Source organism: Rhodococcus sp. 14-2483-1-2 (assembly GCF_002259405.1).
Taxonomy (GTDB): Bacteria; Actinomycetota; Actinomycetes; order Mycobacteriales; family Mycobacteriaceae; genus Rhodococcoides.
The window spans coordinates 80077-97846 of record NZ_NPFW01000020.1; the positions used below are offsets into that span (position 1 = coordinate 80077).

21 protein-coding genes are annotated in these 17770 nt (G+C 64.6%); 3 read left to right on the plus strand and 18 right to left on the minus strand.

The features are described 5' to 3' along the window. The first annotated feature begins 12 nt into the window (after positions 1–12). Entirely contained in the window at positions 13–1569 is a 1557-nt protein-coding gene (locus tag CH295_RS17790; RefSeq protein WP_212556187.1) for a CocE/NonD family hydrolase, read from the plus strand. On the opposite strand, the gene CH295_RS17795 is transcribed toward CH295_RS17790, so the two are convergent. After that, a complete protein-coding gene (locus CH295_RS17795; RefSeq protein ID WP_170945955.1) occupies positions 1556–2392 on the minus strand; it encodes an adenylate/guanylate cyclase domain-containing protein in 837 nt (278 codons plus the stop codon). The two genes, CH295_RS17790 and CH295_RS17795, sit on opposite strands and share 14 nt — an antisense overlap. Further along, complete coding sequence (locus CH295_RS17800; protein ID WP_094741463.1) at positions 2389–3369, minus strand: GlxA family transcriptional regulator; 981 nt, start codon at positions 3367–3369, stop codon at positions 2389–2391. Before CH295_RS17800 ends, CH295_RS17795 begins: the two co-directional genes overlap by 4 nt. Positions 3370–3492: 123 nt before the next feature. Between CH295_RS17800 and CH295_RS17805 the strand changes: the two genes are divergently transcribed. Continuing rightward, positions 3493–4125, plus strand: a complete 633-nt coding sequence (locus tag CH295_RS17805; protein WP_094741464.1) for an isochorismatase family protein — start codon at positions 3493–3495, stop codon at positions 4123–4125. A 121-nt stretch (positions 4126–4246) separates the two neighbouring features. Here the strand turns inward: CH295_RS17805 and CH295_RS17810 are convergent, their stop codons facing one another. From CH295_RS17810 to CH295_RS17885, 16 genes are all read right to left on the minus strand, one after another. After that, a complete protein-coding gene (locus tag CH295_RS17810; RefSeq protein ID WP_094741465.1) occupies positions 4247–5500 on the minus strand; it encodes an MFS transporter in 1254 nt (417 codons plus the stop codon). A gap of 41 nt (positions 5501–5541) precedes the next feature. Further along, a complete protein-coding gene (locus CH295_RS17815; protein WP_094741466.1) occupies positions 5542–5955 on the minus strand; it encodes a RidA family protein in 414 nt (137 codons plus the stop codon). Continuing rightward, positions 5952–6284: a hypothetical protein gene (locus CH295_RS17820; protein WP_094741467.1), complete on the minus strand. Its 333-nt coding sequence runs from the start codon at positions 6282–6284 to the stop codon at positions 5952–5954. The genes CH295_RS17815 and CH295_RS17820 overlap by 4 nt, the downstream gene beginning before the upstream one ends. Beyond that, complete coding sequence (locus tag CH295_RS17825; RefSeq protein ID WP_094741468.1) at positions 6281–7363, minus strand: Rieske 2Fe-2S domain-containing protein; 1083 nt, start codon at positions 7361–7363, stop codon at positions 6281–6283. Before CH295_RS17825 ends, CH295_RS17820 begins: the two co-directional genes overlap by 4 nt. Before the next feature lies 1 nt (position 7364). Beyond that, on the minus strand, positions 7365–7598 hold the full coding sequence (locus CH295_RS17830) for a recombinase-like helix-turn-helix domain-containing protein (RefSeq protein ID WP_094741469.1): 234 nt from the start codon (positions 7596–7598) through the stop codon (positions 7365–7367). Beyond that, complete coding sequence (locus CH295_RS17835; RefSeq protein ID WP_094741470.1) at positions 7595–8056, minus strand: alpha/beta fold hydrolase; 462 nt, start codon at positions 8054–8056, stop codon at positions 7595–7597. Before CH295_RS17835 ends, CH295_RS17830 begins: the two co-directional genes overlap by 4 nt. Beyond that, positions 8053–9720 (minus strand): thiamine pyrophosphate-binding protein, encoded by a 1668-nt coding sequence (locus tag CH295_RS17840; protein ID WP_094741471.1) that lies wholly within the window; start codon positions 9718–9720, stop codon positions 8053–8055. Before CH295_RS17840 ends, CH295_RS17835 begins: the two co-directional genes overlap by 4 nt. Before the next feature lie 27 nt (positions 9721–9747). Beyond that, on the minus strand, positions 9748–10530 hold the full coding sequence (locus tag CH295_RS17845) for an SDR family oxidoreductase (protein ID WP_094741472.1): 783 nt from the start codon (positions 10528–10530) through the stop codon (positions 9748–9750). Positions 10531–10541: 11 nt separating this feature from the next. Further along, positions 10542–11276: an SDR family oxidoreductase gene (locus CH295_RS17850; protein WP_094741473.1), complete on the minus strand. Its 735-nt coding sequence runs from the start codon at positions 11274–11276 to the stop codon at positions 10542–10544. Beyond that, positions 11273–12082, minus strand: a complete 810-nt coding sequence (locus CH295_RS17855) for an alpha/beta fold hydrolase (protein ID WP_094741474.1) — start codon at positions 12080–12082, stop codon at positions 11273–11275. Before CH295_RS17855 ends, CH295_RS17850 begins: the two co-directional genes overlap by 4 nt. Beyond that, a complete protein-coding gene (locus tag CH295_RS17860; RefSeq protein WP_094741475.1) occupies positions 12079–13083 on the minus strand; it encodes a VOC family protein in 1005 nt (334 codons plus the stop codon). Before CH295_RS17860 ends, CH295_RS17855 begins: the two co-directional genes overlap by 4 nt. Before the next feature lie 8 nt (positions 13084–13091). Next, a complete protein-coding gene (locus tag CH295_RS17865; RefSeq protein ID WP_094741476.1) occupies positions 13092–14042 on the minus strand; it encodes a PDR/VanB family oxidoreductase in 951 nt (316 codons plus the stop codon). Between the two features lie 30 nt (positions 14043–14072). Continuing rightward, the gene (locus CH295_RS17870; protein WP_094741477.1) at positions 14073–14591 is read right to left on the minus strand and encodes a cupin domain-containing protein; all 519 of its coding nucleotides are present in this window, start codon (positions 14589–14591) and stop codon (positions 14073–14075) included. A gap of 32 nt (positions 14592–14623) precedes the next feature. Then, positions 14624–14986 (minus strand): RidA family protein, encoded by a 363-nt coding sequence (locus tag CH295_RS17875; RefSeq protein WP_094741478.1) that lies wholly within the window; start codon positions 14984–14986, stop codon positions 14624–14626. A gap of 16 nt (positions 14987–15002) precedes the next feature. Further along, on the minus strand, positions 15003–16517 hold the full coding sequence (locus CH295_RS17880; protein WP_094741479.1) for an aldehyde dehydrogenase: 1515 nt from the start codon (positions 16515–16517) through the stop codon (positions 15003–15005). A 197-nt stretch (positions 16518–16714) separates the two neighbouring features. Then, a complete protein-coding gene (locus tag CH295_RS17885) occupies positions 16715–17248 on the minus strand; it encodes a MarR family winged helix-turn-helix transcriptional regulator (protein ID WP_094741480.1) in 534 nt (177 codons plus the stop codon). Positions 17249–17341: 93 nt separating this feature from the next. On the opposite strand from CH295_RS17885, the gene CH295_RS17890 reads away from it, so the two are divergent. Further along, positions 17342–17758 (plus strand): EVE domain-containing protein, encoded by a 417-nt coding sequence (locus CH295_RS17890; RefSeq protein ID WP_252342087.1) that lies wholly within the window; start codon positions 17342–17344, stop codon positions 17756–17758. Positions 17759–17770: the final 12 nt, after the last annotated feature.

The following is a 17770-nucleotide window of genomic DNA, read 5'->3' on the forward strand; positions in this document are numbered from 1 at the left end:
GCCGCCCGATGGATGGAGATTGTTATCCGCAACATCCGCGTACCCCTGGCCCTGACTCTTGCCGTAGTGCTGGTGGAACAGGCAGCCGGTGCTGCTGCAGCGGCACCTCGCGAAGTACCGACAGACCCGTTCTTCATCTACGGGCGTGCGGCCGAATACTCGGTCACCTCCGAGCGCATGGAGGTTCCGATGCGCGACGGTGCCGCGCTGGCGTGTGACGTGAATCGACCCGGTGATGACGGCAACGTGCCGGTCGCAGAGAAGTTCCCGACCATCGTCTACGACCTCAACGCCTACGACGTGCTCGACCAGTTGGCAGTGGACTCGGCGTATCTGGTCGAACGTGGGTACAACATCCTGTTGTGCAACGTCCGGGGATCCGGCGATTCTCCAGGCGTACTGGATCCGTTCGGCCCGCAGGAACAGCAGGACAACTACGATCTCGTCGAATGGGCTGCAGCACAGCCGTGGTCGACGGACAAGGTCGGACAATCCGGTGTCAGCTACGGCGGTCACACATCGATGCTCGCCGCAGCCAACAATCCGCCACACCTGGCCGCAGTCATCCCGGTCGATGCATTCAGTGACTGGTACGAGAACACCATCTACCGCGGCGGAATCCGATCCGACACCATCCGCACGTGGCAAGCGAGCACAGCCCCGGCCACCGAGGGTCCGTACGACGAGCATCCGCTGTACGACGAGTACTGGATCGACCGCAGCGTCAAGGCGAAATGGCAGAACATCGATGTCCCCATGTTGCAAGTCGGGGGATGGTACGACCGCTACCGAGACCCGATGATGCAGAACTACAGTGCACACCCGGACTTGACGTGGGTCGTAGCCGGTCCGTGGGAACATGGGATGCCGGCAGGCCAGAAGGCCGATATCGGCACGGGGGCATACCTCGCATGGTGGGACAAGTGGCTGCGCGGGGACGACTCCGCACCGCTGCCCGCCCAGCGGGTCAACTCGTACGAGATCTCCTCGGGGCCCGTCGAACGTGGCTGGCAAGAATTCGGGCAGTGGCCACCCGCTGAATCGACCGAGCTGACGCTGACGATGGGGACCGACGGTGGCCTGAGCCCGGTGTCGACCGAGCAGGGCAGTCGCGTCTACACAGTGCCGACGGATCACACCGACGCTGCCGAAGCCGCGGTGGTCTTTTCGACCACTCCGCTGCCCGCTGATGTGGTGATCGCAGGGTCCCCGACGGCGAAGGTCTCGGCGGCCTTCACCGCGTCCGACGGCAACCTCGCGGTCATCGTCGACGACGTGGCACCGGACGGCACCGTGGAGCGCATCACTCAGGGCTGGCTGAAGGCAAGCCATCGCAACGGATCCGTAGCGCCCGAGCCCGTAATACCTGGGCAGGAGTACGAATTGGACGTACGGGCGTGGCCGACGCACTTCCGATTGCCGGCCGGGCATCGGCTGCAAGTGCAGGTTCGCAGCGACGACTACCCCGACATCACCGACGACGCCCCAGCGGGTGACGTCATCGTCCGAACCGGAGGGGGCGGTTCGTCCTTGACCGTGCCGGTGCTCCCCAGCGCTACCGTGCGCTGATGGACGGAGTTGTATCCGGTTGCACCGGCAGCGCCACCGGATACAACTGGAAACTTCCGCTCATTCCTTTGAGTTCGACGTCTCGCGGAGTACCGAGAGTCAGATCGTGAGCCGCACCGATGGCGTTGCGCACCGGTTCGCTGACCAAAATCTCACCGCCGTCGGCCTGTCCCGCGACGCGTGCCGCCATGGCGACGTTGAGGCCGAACAGGTCGTCGCCGCGTCGCACCGAGCTGCCGACGTGCACGCCCATGCGGACGCGGATGCGGTCCCAGCGATCGGGGTTCTGCAGCAGCGCTTCCTGGACTTTCACTCCGCAGCGCACCGCCTGGGCCGGGTCGGAGAAGGCGATCATGTAACCGTCGCCCTGGCTCTTCACCACGTGACCGCCGTGGTCGTCGACATGTTTGCGAATCAATTTGTTGTGCTTCTCGAGCAGTTTCACCCAACCGCGGTCGCCCAGTTCCTCGTTGCGTGCGGTCGACCCCTCGATGTCGGAGAACATCACCACGATGTCGCCGTCGGCGGTCATGCGTGCCAGATCGGGGCGTTCCACCTTCGCCCAGCCTGCGAGGTCTTCGACGGAGTTCCGGACCGTTGCGCCGAAGCCCTTGGTGATGAGTAGGTCCGTGGTGTGGAAGGCAGTTCTGATCGCAAAGGGCACCAGACCGCGTCGCTTGCGACGTTGTTGCGATTCGAGTGCACGGTCGAGTGCCCGACGTGTGTGCTTCAACTTTCGACGCGACACGATCAAGACCACACCGAGAGCGATGATGGCGGCGAGCTCGACTCCGGCAACTATCCACAGGATCACGTCGCTCATCCTTGCCTGTCGACCGCATCCGTGGGCGCACATCCGACGGCGAATTGCCGTCGATAGGCCGTCGGTGTCACCGCGAATGCAGAGCGGAAGTTCTGACGCAGGGTGACGGCGCTGCCGAATCCGCACAGGGCAGCGATGTTCTCGATACTGCGGTCGGTCGTTTCGAGCAGGCTCCGAGCTTCCTCGAGGCGCTTGTCCAGCACCCAGCGAGCCGGCGTGGACCCCGTCTCGAGCTGAAACTGACGGATGAAGCTGCGTCGGCTCATGCGCGCGTGTTCGGCAAGTCGCTCGATGGGTAACGGCTCGTCGAGTCGTTCGAGTGCCCAGCTCAGGACGTCGGCGATCGCAGTGTCTCCCGACGCCTCGATGACCGGACGTTCGATGTACTGCGCCTGACCGCCGTCTCGATGGGGTGCGACCACCAGACTGCGCGCTACCCGCGTCGCGGCGGCCGAACCGAGGTGCTTGCGCACGATATGCAGGCAGGAATCGATCGACGAAGCAGTGCCTGCGGAGGTCATCACGTCGCCGTGGTCGATGTAGAGCACCGACTCTTCGAGGACGTTCTGCGAGTTGCGTTCGCGCAGTTCGGGCATCTTGGTCCAGTGCGTGACGGCGGGCCGGCCAGCCAGCAACCCGGTGTCTGCGACGGCGAACGAGCCGAGGCAGAGACCCGCGATTTCTGCGCCTCGCATATGTGCCCCACGGAGTGCGTTCGAGAGGTCAGTGCGTATGTAAGGCAACGACTCCGGCCACGACGTCACGATGACGATGTCAGCCCAGTCGACGGTATCGGGGCCAGCGATGTCGCCAACCGGGAAGCCCTCCTCAGTGCGGATCGAACCGGCTTCGTCGGACCACACTCGCGTCTCCCAATCCGGAGCGAGTCCGAGTCGAGTCACCTCACCGAACACCATCAACGGCGCGGCGAGATGGAACATGGTGATGCCGTCGAACGCGTAGAGCGCGATCCGCATGGCGTCTCCGATCTCGAATGTTGGCGCAAATCAATCGAAAGTATGCATCCGTGCCACTCGTGAACGCAAGGTGCGCACCGGAGGATAAGAAGCGACCGAGAACGCCAGTCGAAGGAGAACATCATGACCGCACCGCGCAGAGCATTGATCGTCATCGACGTCCAGCAGGAGTACTTCGAGGGTGTGTTGCAGATTCAGTACCCGCCCAGAAGGGAGTCGTTGGCCAACATCGTACGGGCGATCGAAGCCGCTGCGGCACAGGATCTTCCCGTCGCGATCGTGCAGCACGAGATGCCCGACGGCGCACCCGCGTTCGTGAAGGGCACCCCGACCTACGAACTGCACCCCGACATCCAGGCGCTCGTGCAGCCGTCCTTCGAGCGAGTCGAGAAGAAGTACAGCAGCGTGTTCGCCGGGACCGGCGTCGCGAAGTGGTTGCAGAGCAACGACATCGATACCGTCACGATCGTCGGCTACATGACCAACAACTGCGACCTCGCCTCCAGCGCCGACGCCGAGGTACTGGACCTTAACGTCGAGATCCTGTCCGACGCCACCGGCGCGATCAATCTCTCGAACGAGGCGGGCACCGTCTCGGCGGAGCAACTGCACAAGGCGTTGATGGTGCTCCTGCAATCGAACTTCGCAGCAGTGGCGTCCACTGACCAGTGGGTCGACGCAGTCAAGAACGGAAATGGGCTCACTGCAAACAATCTGGTGGTCTCGGCAGCGCAGGGCAACGACGCGGTGGCCTGACACTGTTCGGTTCGACGCTCAGTCGGACAACAAGATGCAGACCGATTCGCACCATTGAGCCCGGGGCCTCTCGGTCCCCGGGCTCAATGGTTGTGCGTCTTTCACGGTTTCGAACCCGGGCTTATGCCTCGACGCGCGTGTCTGCTCGCTGCGCCACACGAACTCTGCCGAGGGCCACGACGACGAGAAGCGCTCCGAATACGGGAATGCAGGCGAGCAACACGATAGTGCTGGTCGAAGTGCCGAGACCGATGAGCGCCCCGCCGACTATGGGTCCGACGACCGATCCCAGCCGTCCCATCGACGAGGTCCATCCGACGCCCGTCGCGGCGGTGCGTTGGGGGTAGATCGAGACAGCGACCGCTGCCTGGCCGATCATTCCCGCCTGAAGACCGAGGCCGACGCCACCGAACACGATAAGCAGGAGGGCCTTGTCCGGTCCGAGGAACGCCGAGATGACAAGGAAGACAATCGCCGCAGCGGTGGTACCGGCGAGGACTGAGGTCATCCTGAACTTCGTGGCACAGACGATCAATATCCCTGCGCCGATGATGCTGCCGACGCCGAGTGCCGCCGAGCCCAACGGTGCCAGTCCGGTACTGAAGCCGTAGCTGGTGAGCAAAGTCGGCAGCCACGAAGAGAAGATGTAGAAGACCGAGAACACGAGGAACGAGAAGACCCACAGCAGCAGCGTCCGCGTGCGGACGTCCGGGTCGAAGAGACGAGCGACGGATGCGCTGTGCTTGGCATCGGCGACAGGGACGTCTCCGATGACCGTGCGCTCGTCGGGAAGTTTGAACCACAGGAACGGGAACAGGATTGCCGATGCAATGGCACCGGCGATGAAGACCGAGGGCCAGCCGAAGTTACGTACCAGCTGGCTGCCGGCGACACCGGCAATCAAAGCGCCGAGCGAGATACCCATGGTCACGAACACTGCGATCGACTGACGAAGACGTGCCGGGTTCAGTGCTGTCGTCTGGGCTACTGCAGCGGGCATGACCGCTCCGAGTCCGAGGCCGGTGATGAACCGCAGAGCGGTGAGTTCGACTATCGACCCAGCCCATGCGGTGAGCAGGGAACCCACGGTGAACACCGCGACCGCCACCAGGATGACGTTGCGGCAACCGAACCGTGCGGTGAGTCGTCCCACCGCGATGTAGCCGAAAGCCACACCGAGACTGGTCAATGCCAGCGCGGGTGTGAAATGCGACGGTGCCACGCCCCAATCTGCAGAGAGAGCAGGTACGGACAAGCCTAGTGCGATCGTGTCGTAGCCGTCGAGCACGACGGCGATGAAGGCCAGCGTCAACGCCGACCAGTTGGGTCGGGTGATGGGAGGGGCGGGATTTCTGGTCATGGTCGGTCCGCTCATTATGCGTCCTCGATGTGTAGGTCGACGCTGGATGCGCCGAATCAGCTGATTCGTGCGTCCGCGGTGCGGACGACGGGAATGAAACCGTGAGCCTCGATCTCGACACTGAGTTCGGGCTCGACAAGCGCCGACACCTCGACGAGGGTCGAACAGGGAAGGTCACCGCGGAACACGCCGCCGCGTGCCCGGCTGACGGCGGCCTTGTCGGCCATATCGGTGAGGTAGATCCGCAGCGTCACAATGTCGTCGACGCGTGCGCCGCAGGCCACGACGAGGGCTCCGATGCGCCGGAACGCCTCGACGGCCTGAAGATAGGGGTCCGACCCGCCGACCGGACCAGATGGTGTGCCCGCGTGCATGCCGGACAGAAAGAACTGGTCACCCACGACGCGGGCGTTGCTGAACATCCCGGGTCGAGGTGGTTCGGCAACGTCCGGGTGGGTTTCCCGTGTCATGACGAGAGAGCCCTGCTGCGGTCGTCGGATTCACGGGTGAGGCGTTCGCGGACGGGCACGAAGTCGTAGGTCGGATAGAACTCCGTGGCGAATGTGCCCCATGCCCGGCGCTCGATTTCGACGTTGACGGTGGACAGTCGATGGGCGGGCAACCGTAGGGTGACGATCTGCCCGATGCCCATCGCGACTACCCACGACACGACCTCGCAGCCCTCGGGCGGAAACCCGTGCCACCAGTCGTTGTCGTCCAGTCGTCCCTGAAGCTGCTCCAGATTCTGAGTCTGGTCGTGCCGCAGCAGGACCGTCAGCATCAAAGTGTTTTCATTCATGCGTTGACGCTCGACAGCTTCTCTGCCTGGGCGAGCGCGTCGGCGCGATACAGTCGCCTGATGCGCGCGACGCCCAGATCGTGCTGGTACAGGTGCTCTTCTCTATCAGCGTCCGACGCAAGCACTTCCAGTACCGCGCGGTCCTGCTCGAGCACCTGCCAGTGCTTCTCCTCGAGAACGGTGCGGTACAGGAACCGCCAGGATTCGCGCTCCCAGTCACTGACCCGCCGGGTGCGCCAGTGGAAGATCGCCGAGTTCTCGCGGTCGATCGGTGTACTCATGCCGACGATGCCGAAGACGCCTCCGGGCCCAGCGCCGGGACCGTAAGGGATCTCCAGATCGACGAAATCCATCGATCCACGAACGAATTCGACCCAGTCGAAGTTCACACCGCGTTGGTCGGTCTTCTCGAAGAAGAACCCGCGATCGGTCTCGCGAATTCGGAAGCGCGCAGAAACGTCGCCACCGAACATCGAATGCGAGTCTCGGTGCAGGAATGCGCCGTGCATCGGATCCAAGACGTTGTCCATGTAGAACCGCCACGGCCCAGCCCATTCGGCGTAGTTGGGAAACCACGACACCTCGGGGTCGGCCAACCGATCGGGAAGTACGAACGGCGTCGGGACCGAGTCGTTGGTCAGCGGTACGAACGCGAAGATGGTGTCCGCGGCTTCCACGACGTCGAGACTGACGGTGGCTCGACGGCCCTCCAATGCGCAACCGGGCATGCCGGGAACAGACACGACGGTTCCGGTTCCGTCCACCTGCACGCCGTGATACATGCATGCGATGCGGTCGCCGAGGTGTTGACCGACCGACAGCGGAGCACTGCGGTGTGGGCAGCGGTCTTCGAGCATGCGGACGGTTCCCTGTGCGTCCCGGAACAGCACCCAGTCGACGTCGAGGCGGCGGACGGGCACCATCGCACCCGCTTCGACCATGTGCGACGGCAGGATCGGGTACCAGCGGTCGCGGATACCGGTGGCGGCGATGTCCTCGGCGTCCAGGTGCCGACGGGTTCCGACGGCGTAGGTCGGGCCGGAGCGGCGACCGGTCGGACGAGCTTCGGTGGTGGTCATCTCATTTCCCCAATCTGCGCATCTCGGCGCGGAAGTTGTCGGCGGTCCACGGACCGCCGTCCGGCCCGTGCAGGCCGAGTTCGTTCAGGCCGGCGACGACGCCGTCCAGGGTGTCGACTCCGCCGGAGTAGATCTCGCTCAGCGAGCCGGCGAGCTTGCGCTCGTACGGCGTGATCGGCTGCGGGTGGGTCTGGTGTGTTTCCAGATACGGCTCGCGGGCTGTGCGAGTGATCATCGGAACGCTCCTTCGACGAGGGGAGTGGGCGGGGTGAGTGCTGTTCCGGAACGGAGCGCCAGACCTTCGGCGATGGTGACGAAGGAGGACGTCCACTCGTGGAACGACTCTCGGTTACCGGTGTGGACGGGGGTGACTGCATCGTCGATGACGACAAAAACCGCGTTCTCGATGTCCCCGGCGAGTCGTTGCGGGATGGTCAGATCGGTGGTGGGCTCCGGTGCCGACGCGATGACGAGCGTCGGAACCGTCACCGACGCAAGTAGGTACGCATGCTGCTCGACGTCGAATGTCGGGTCGGCGAGAATCAGGCTCAGAACGGTCTCCGGGTGGGTCACGGCAAGCTCGATGGCGGCGTGGGCGTCGGTGCCCGCTGCGAAGACATGCGTCGGAACGGCTGCCGCGACGGCCATCTGGGCATCGTCGTCCCACCACCTCACGGCTGCAACGGTGCTCATCGCTCGACCTCGTTCGGCACGTGAACGGGCGGGACGAACGGCCCCGGTGTGGGTTCTACCGAGGCGACGTCGATCTCGATGATGCTCGGCCCGGTGCGACCCACCGCTTCGGTCAACGCGTCGGCGAAGGTCTCGACGCGTTGGATCAGCCGATGCGGAATGTCCAGAGACGCCGCGAGCAGGTCGAAGCGCGGAGTGTGCAGGTCGACACCGGATCGACGAAACCCGTTCGCTTCCTGCATGTTCCGAAGAACGCCGTAGCCACCGTCGTTGAATACGACCACGATGACGTGCGCGTTCGAGCCCGCGAGCGAGGCCAGCTCACCCAGGTGCACCGCGATTCCTCCGTCGCCGACCATGACCAACGTGGGTGCATCACGTCGACCGTGAGCGGCTCCTATGCCCATCGCCAGGCCCTGGCCGATGCCACCGCCCAACGGGAAGATATTGGTCTCGCGCTCGAGTATCGGCAGCAGGCGGTTGCCCCACTGGCTGGACGGGATTGTGACATCTCGGGCGATCGGCGAGCTGTCGGGCAGGATCGAGCGTATGGCCGCACAGATGTCGGCATAGCCGCCGATGTACTCGGTCAGATCACTGCGTACGGACTCGCGGACATCGGTGACCCGCGCTGCCCAACCTGGCTGTGAGGCAACGCGATCAGCGAGAGAGGCCAGAACGGTCCTGGCATCTCCGACGATCCCGACGGTGGCAGGGTAGACCCGGCCGATTGTGGACGGCTCGACGTCGATCTGAATGATGTTGTCAGGCAGGGACAAGCTGTACGACGCGGTCTCGTTGGACCGAAAGTGGGTGCCGACCGCAATGAGAAGGTCGGAATCGGCGAGCAGAGCGCGCCCCTGCGGCGTCGTCGCGAAGTTGCCGATGACGAGGGGGTCGGTCTCGGGCACGATGCCGCGGCCGGAGTTGCTGGTGACGATGCCGGCTCCGACTCGATGCGCGAGCTCGGTGAGTTCGGGGCCTGCGCCTGCTGCTCCGCCTCCGAGCCAGAACAGGGGAGCGTTCGCCGCATCGATCAGCTCGACTGCGCGTGCGATCGTGTCGGCGTCGGCAACCGGCGCGGGAACGTCGGTCATCTCGAAAGGACGTTGCTTCTCGGGGGTCGCCAGGTACTGCAGATCGCTGGGCCACTCGATGCTGGCTGGGCCCGTGGGTGCCGATCGAATGCGGCGGATCGCGGTCTCGAGCTCTACCGCAACGTCTTTGACGTCGTTTATGGTGACACTGTGCACCGACACTGCGTCGAGCAGTTGCGGCTGCTTCGGGAATTCGTGGATGACTCCGCGGCTCGGTGTCGGCCGATTCGGTGCCAGGAATTCGGTCTCGATCTGCCCGGTGATGTGCAGAACCCGGCTCCCGGCCGTCAGCGCCTCGATCATCGATCCCGCTGCGTTGCCGGCCCCCGTTCCGGTGCTCGTCAGCGCGACGCCGATGCCGCCGGTGACTCGGGCATACGCGTCGGCGGCGTTGACCGCAGCTGCTTCGTGCCGCATCTCGACGAACTCGAGGTCACGATCGACGGCTTCGACGAGGGGAAGATTGTGGATGCTGATGACGCCGAACGCGGTGGTGACGCCGTGGCGCCGCATCACGTCGACGAGTACGTCACCGCCCGTGCGTCGGACGACTGCTTCTTCTGTCATGTCTCTCTCCTGAGAATGTTCGGGTCGCTAGACGTAGCGGTGGACGCCGCCGCCGACGTCGAGGGATGCGCCGGTGATGTAGCTGCTGAGCGGCGAGAGGAGCGTGGTGATGGGGAAAGCGAGCTCGTCCGCGGTGCCGAAGCGTCCGAGTCCGATGCCTCGATCCGCAGCGATCTCGGCGCTCCACTCGTCGAAATCGAGCGCGGTGTCGCTGTCGGTGTAGCGGCGCTGCCACTGTCCGGTGTCGACCAGACCGAGCAGGACGGAATTGACGCGGATGTTGTCCGCAGCCAGATCCTGCGCGAGTGAACGGGAAAGGTTGAGCAGACCGGCCCGCGCGGCGGCGGTGATCGCCAGCCGCGATTCCGGCTGTCGGGAGAGGATCGCGTTGACGACGACGATCGCCCCCGAATCCGACGACGCCAGTGCCTTCTTCGCCGCCCGGACTACATTGAGCGCTCCGAAGATCTTGAGATCGAACTCTTCTCGGATCTGGTCGTCGGTTGTCTGGTCGATCGTGCTCATCAGCGAGCGGCCTGCGTTACAGACCAGGCCGTCGAGGCCGCCGAGGCTGTCGACTGCGTGAGAGACGAAGTTCTCGACCGACTGTCTGTCCGTCACGTCGCACGAGAAGGTGAACACGTCGGTACTGGCCGCCAGCTCCGAAGTCGCCTCGCGTAGCCGATCCTCGTCGCGGGCGCACAGGGCAAGCCGTGCACCCTCACCCGCGAGCATCGTTGCCGTCGCGAGACCGATGCCCGAGCTGGCACCGGTGATCAGGATTCGTCGGTCTTTCAACTGCAGATCCATGGGTGTGCTCCTCAGCGGAAGATGAAGCCGCCGTCGACGACGATGGTTTGCCCGGTGACGAACGCTGCGTCGTCGGACAGCAGGAAACGGACGACGCCCGAGACGTCCTCGGGAGTCTGTTCGCGGTTCAAGGCTCGGCCCTCGGTGTATGTGCGGTAGCGGATGTCGGGAACGTTCTCGGTCGCCTCCACCCGGATGAGCCCGGGCGCAACAGCATTCACCCGGACGCCGAAGTCGCCGGCATCTCGTGCCATCGATCTGGTCATGCCGATCACTGCAGCCTTGGACGAGACGTAGTGCACCAAGCGCGGCGACCCGTACATCGCGACATCGGATGCGATGTTGACGATCGCGCCCGTCGACTTCGCGATGGCGGGCCACAGGTACTTCGACACCGCCCATGTACCGCGAATGTTGACGGAGGTGACACGCTCGAACTCGGACTCGTCGAGATCGAAGAATGTCTTGCCACCGACACCGTCTGCGATCGCGGCATTGTTGACCAGACCGGTCACGTGCTCCGCACTCACGCGCTCTGCGAGGGAGCGGACGGAATCACTGTCACCGATGTCGGTCACCACGGCCTCGGCGTCGTACCCGTTGTGACGCAGGGCTTCTGCGCACTCGTGGGCAGTGTCGGGATTCCGTTCGGCGATGACCACTCGGTTGCCGTCGCTGCAGAGTCGTTCGGCGATGGATCGGCCGAGTCCGCGGCCGCCGCCGGTGACGACAATGGTTCCGGTCATGTCAGGTGCTCCAGGAAGTTGGTGACGAGTGCGGCGGCCGCGGCAGGCTGTTCTTGAATTGCCACGTGTCCTGCATCGGAGATCGAGTGGAACTGCGCTCCGGGTATCGACTCGGCGAGTAGGTGGGATTCGTTCACACCGGTCACCACGTCATGCTCACCGACGAGAACCATTGTCGGACAGATGATTTCTGCGAGCCGCGGGCCGTGGTCGGTGGATGCCATGAACTCCGCCGCCGCGGCGAACCCGCTGTGGCGCAACGCGGACATCGAGGCTCGGACCGTCTCGACGATCTCGGGGTCGGCGCTGGGGGCAAGAAGTCGAGGGGCGCGTTCGGCAGCGATCACTGCGCTTCCTCGGTCTGCCAGGTCGCGAGAGCGGGCTCTCATGGCTTCGGCTTTTTCGGGGGTTGTGCCACTGCCGCGAGTGCTGTCGGCGAGGACGAGTCCGGCGATCCGCTCGGGTCGGGCGAGCGCTGTTGCCAGGGCGACCACCCCGCCCCACGAGGTGCCCAGCAACACGAGAGGGTGCTCTGGTGAAATGGCGTCGGCGACGCGGAGGACGTCGGCGACGGCATCGTGGTCTGCTCCAGGATCAGCGGACTCACCGTAGCCGGCGGCGTCGAGGCACCATGCCTGAACGCCGCGGTCGGCCAATTCGGACGCCAACGGCACACATGATCGAGCCGACCCGCCGATACCGTGCAGAAGTAGCACAACCGGCTCGAAGACTCGTTCGGGTGGCTGGTGTTCGACCACGTGTAGACCGCTCACGAACGTAGAACCGGTCATCGAGCCGATGGTCATGAGATATCCACCAGCTCGGGTATCGGGATGAAGTAGTCGGAGTGGTTCGGCTCGAACAGTGTTCGTGCACCGAGGTCCGGGATGCCCGCCATCGCGGCTCGAACGGTGGCGGTCGGCGGTCCGGCCGTGCCCCATTGATCCGACAGTTCGGGCGTGCGACGCCAGGTCCGGCAGAGCCATGCATCTTCGTCGATCTGTTCGACCTCCGAGGTGTATTCGCAGACCAGGCCGGCGGGGTCGGTGAAATAGGAGAAGGTGTTGTCGCCGGGGCCGTGGCGGCCGGGACCCCACTGCGGTGAGATGCCGTGAGAGCGCAGGCTTCCGATTCCGCGCATGAAATGGTCGATGGACGGCATCTCGTAGGCGATATGGTTCAGCGCTGTCCAGGGCGCTTGGTTGAGCGCAATGACATGGTGGTCGGTGTTGCACCGAAGAAACGTCATCTGCCGCTCGGACCAGTCGGAGATCCGCATGCCGAGGACCTGGGTGTAGAACGCTGCAGTCCGTTCGATATCGACCGTGTTGAGGACGACGTGGGCAATCTTGCGAGGGATTGCCCGGCGGCCGTTCGGATCCTGCGCGGGCACCGCATGTGTGTCGGCGGACAGTTCGACGATGCGACCCTCGGGGTCGACCAGTCGGAGCCCGTAGCCACCGCCGGCGTGGTCGAGCATGCCGGGTTCACGCAGGACGGGAACGCCGATCCGGTGCAGGGCACGAGCTGCGTCGTCCACCTCCTTGGGCGAACCGACGGCAAAGCTGATGCGCCCCAATGCGTTCGATTCGCCGCGCTGCAGGTCGAGTACGTGATGGTCGGTTCCGGTGGCGCGCAGCCAGAAGCGGTCGCCGTCTTCTTCGACGGTGCTCAGCCCCCACACCTCGTGATAGAAGTCGCGTGATGCAACGGGGTTCGGCACGGTCAGGGCAACCGATCGCAGACTGCGGAGGTTGCAGACGGGTGTATCGGTCAGGACGGGCTGGCGGTGAGTGGGCACGTTCATGAGGCTCCTCAGAGGTCTAGTACGAGTTCGGCGGAGCGGCAACGTGATACGCACGGGAACATGGTCTTGTTCGCCGCGTGCTCGGCCTCTCCGAGCAGGAAGTCGCGGTGGTCGACATCGCCCTTGACCACGCCGACTTCGCAAGTACCGCAAATCCCTTCGGTGCACGAGCTCGGTAGGTCCAGCCCGGCGTCGAGCAGGGCGTCGAGCACCGACTGATCCGGGGAGACCGGCACGCGCTCGCCGGTGCGGTTCAGCACCACGTCGAATGCGGTGTCACCGCCCTCTCGGGCGACGATCTCCGGGGCCGCGAAGCGTTCCGTCCGCAGTGTTGCCTCAGGGGGCATGGCTGCGGCGACGGCGTCGAGAAGGGGAGCCGGGCCGCAGCAGTAGACAACTGCTCCGGCCGAGAGTTCGCCCAGAAGCGCAGGCAAGTCGGGGAGACCGCCCTGTTCGTCGTCGGCGTGGATGGTGGCGGCGGGGAATCCGGCGATCTCGTCGGCAAATGCCATGGTCCTGCGAGAGCGTCCTGCGTAGAGCATCGTCCACTCGCAGCCGGTCTGCTCGAGCCGGCGCATCATCGCAACGATCGGTGTGACACCCACGCCGCCTGCGACGAGTACGTGCCGCTGCGCGCTCTCGTCGAGTGCGAATGCGCTACGGGGGCCGTCGACCTCGATCAGCGCACCCACCGACAGCTTGTCGTGGACGTGCAGGCTCCCGCCCCGCGACTTCTCGACGCGCAGAACCGCGACGGTCCAACGGCTGGTGTCGCTCGGGTCCGAGCACAGCGAGTACTCGCGCGTCAGACCACCGGGCAGGTGTAGAGCCACGTGAGCTCCCGGTTCCCACGTCGGCAGCGCGCCGCCGTCGGGATCGACCAGCGTGACACTGGTGACGCCGTCGGCTTCGTAGCTCTTGCACTGCACGCGCAGAGTTCTCGCTGTGTGCTCGGACATCGAAAGTTCCTTCCGTACAGGTTTGTTCGGTCAGCGAGTGACGCCGAACATTTCGGAGCTCGGCGGGTAGGTGGGCAGCTGCGGCTTGGGTGCGCCAATGACGACGCAGAACAGCGCGTCGGTGTCGCCGACGTTGGCGAGGCTGCGCGGTACGCCCGCGGGAACGCGGATCAGATCGCGGTAGCCGAGGCGGCGGACTGCCTTCTTGGTGCCGTCCTCGACGTCGTGGACAGCGACCTCGAGTTCACCTTCGAGGACGTAGAAGACCTCTTCGACGTCGTGGTGGGTGTGCTCGGGTCCGACTGCGCCTGCGGGAAGGCGCATGTTGGAGAACGTGAAGTGCTCGGACGGAAGCGAACGGGAGTCGCCCTCGTGGTTACCCGTTGCGCCCGAACCGATGTAGCGAATCTGCGCGCGCTTGAAGCGATCTCCGCCTTTGGCGGCTTGGAACCCGAGGGTGTCCCAGTCCTCGAACCGGGTTTCCTTGCTGGCGATGCAGGAATCGATCAGGTTCTCGAGGTCGGATGTGGTCTTCTCCGGAGCGGTCATGATGGGGTCCTTTCGAGTGATGGTGGAGGGTTTCAGGGTCGGTATGCGATGGCTTCGATTTCCACGGTTGCGCCGTAGGGGAGAGCGGCGACCTCGACGAACGATCGCGCGGGCCGCGGCTCGGCGAACACGGTCTTGTAGTGACTGTTCGCCGCGTCGCGGGTCGTCACGTCGGTGACGAAGTAGGTGGTCTTGACGACGTCGGCGAGCGTCATGTCGATCGTCGCGAGGCGTTCGGTCATCCTGGCGACGGCTGCGTCGAGGGCCGGTTCGATGCCGTGGACCGCGGTGCCCTCGGTGTCGACGGACAGTGCGCCGGAGACGAATCCGAAGCCGGCCACCTTGTAGGCGGGACTGTAAGGATGGGCCGATGTACTGGTGAATGTGCTTGTCATGCTGATCCTTTCGTGCTTATCGGTTCCGGCCCCATGTCAAGGGGGTATCGGAAAGATCGAGGTAGATGCTCTTCTGGTTCGAGTACTGCCGTACCGCGTCGCGGCCCTTCTCGGTGCCGAGCCCGCTGTCGCGCAGCCCGGTGAACGGCGTGGAGATCGAGAATTGCTTATACGTGTTGATCCACACGGTGCCGGCGTCGATGGACTTCGCTGTGCGCAGTGCGCGTCGGTGGTCTTCGGTCCATATGCCGCAGGCGAGACCGTAGACACTGTCGTTCGCTTGTTCGACGAGGTCGAGGTCGTCGTCGAAGGGGAGCACCACCGCGACCGGCCCGAAGATCTCCTCCTGGCAGATCGCGTCGGAGTTCCGCACGTCGGTCAGCACGGTCGGCGGGTAGTAGGCACCCCCTGCCAGTGCGCCCTCGGTCGGAATCGCGCCGCCGCACAACACCGTCGCACCGTTTTCGACGGCTGCGTCGACCATGTCGGCGACAGAATCTCGATGTCGGAGAGCGATCATCGGTGCGACGTCGGTACTCGGGTCCGTTCCGGGTCCGAGACGCAGTCGCTTCGCGCGCTCGACGAGTTGGGCGGTGAAGCTCTCGAAGATGTTGCGATGCACAAAGATACGTGAACCGGCGATGCAGCTCTGTCCGCTCGAAGAGAAGATGCCGTACAGGACGCCCTGCAGTGCGCGTTCTATGTCGGCGTCGTCGTAGACGATGGTGGGCGACTTGCCACCGAGTTCCAAGGTGATGGGCATCAACTTGTCGGCCGCGAGATGCGCCAGGTGGCGACCGGTGCTGGTTCCGCCGGTGAAGGTCACTTTTGCGACGCCGGGGTGGCGGACCAGAGTTTCGCCGACGGTGCGGCCGGGGCCGGGGAGGACCGACAGTAGGCCGGCGGGGAGTCCGGCTTCGTCGCACAGCCGGGCCAGCAACAGCGTCACCCACGGTGCCCACACAGGCGGCTTCGCGACGACGGCGTTGCCCGCGGCCAGTGCAGGAGCGATCTTCTGGGCGTCGGACGCGATGGGGGAGTTCCACGGTGTGATGGCACCGATCACGCCCATCGGCTCGTGAGTGGACATCGTCATCCATGGGCCGCGGGGTGTCGTCAGGGCACCGTCCATGGTCTCCACCGCAGCGGCCATGTAGCGAAATGTGTTGGCGGCGCTCATGGCCAGCGCTCGGGTCTCGGTCAGCGTCTTACCGGTATCGAGGGTCTGCAATGCCGCGATGCGGCCGGCGTTGTCCTCCACCGCGTTGCCGATTCGATGCAGAACCGCGGCACGCTCGTGCAGCAGCATCGTGGACCAGCCGCTGACCCGCGCCGCGGCGGAACCACTCCGGACTGCGGTGTCGACGTCTTCGGTCGTCGCGGCGTGGAGGGTGGCGAACACTTCTCCGCTCGAAGGATCGATCGACTCGATCGGATCTCCCGCGCCCCGGACCCAGCTGCCTCCGACATAGATCTCGTCGGTGAGGTCGGCAGCGAGGGTTGCTGAGACGTGTTGTGCAGCGAGTGTCATCGAAGAAGTCCGTTCGGCTGAGGCTGTAGCGAAGCATTTATCTTTGCGCTAAGACAGTTGTAATCCCTTAGCGCTAAGACGTCAACGCAGGGATCGCCGTTCCGAGCTGGCTTTACGCAGGATTTACGCGCCGGAAATGGAAGAGATGCAGGTCACAAGTGGTGTGCCCCGCATCACTAACTGCCGAGAAATTTTTTCTACGGGGTGGCTTCCACGCGCGTATCGGAGGGCGAATTCGCGAGTTCGACAGCCCGGGCCGAATGCTCCAGCCGGCCTAGCAAGGCTGCGAGCGTCGCAACATCGTCTTCGTTCAAATCGCCGAGCATGGTGTTCAGCTTGTGGAAGTGCTCATCCGCAACGGCATCGACGAGAGCACTACCGGCGGGGGTGATCTCGACGTAGACGACTCGTGCGTCGACGGCGTCCCGGGTGCGGGTGACGAGACCGGCGTCTTCCAATCGTTTCACCCGTAGTGAGAGCCCGCCCGTGGTGACGAGCGTCTGTTCGGCGAGTTCGCCTGCGGTCAGGCGGTGATCCGGCAGTGACCGCCGGAGGCATGCCAACACGTCGAAGCCGGAATCGGTGATGCCGTACTTCTCGAATGTCGCGGCAATAGTCGTCTTGTAGACCAGAAAGCTTCGGTGCAGCCGGCCGAAGACCTTCAGTCCGGATACGTCGAGCTCGGGGCGCGCGACAGCCCAGTGCGACACGATGACATCGACTCCATCCATGCGACCCAAGCTACCGGGCACCTGGAGGCCGTCGTGTGTCCCACACGAAGAATGCCTCGGAACGGCGGTCCGAATCTCGGTACGCTGGCTGCGGTGACGGCACGCGCGATTACCGACCAGACGCTCGGTGCCTGGGTGATCAAGTGCAATCCGCACAAGACCGATCTGGCACCGATGGTCGACGCTGGACGTGCGCACGAGAACTGGTGCGTCGCCGACAACTATCGAACGCGTCTGATGGCACCTGGGCAACCGGTGCTGTTCTGGGTCAGCAGCCATCCCCGACGCGGGATCTGGGGTGCGGGTCGGCTGACCGGTACCCCGGTCCCCGGCCCGCAGTGGAAGGTCTCGACAAACATCGCGCTGTTCGATGCGCCGCTCCTCGCGTCGGACATTCGGTCCACCGAGGAACTGTCGATGCTCGAGGTGTTCCGATCGCCGCAGCAATCGAACCCCTCCTGGGTCGACGCGTCCGCGTGGGAGATCGTCAGAACCCTGCTCCCGGCCTGACGGCCAGTGGTG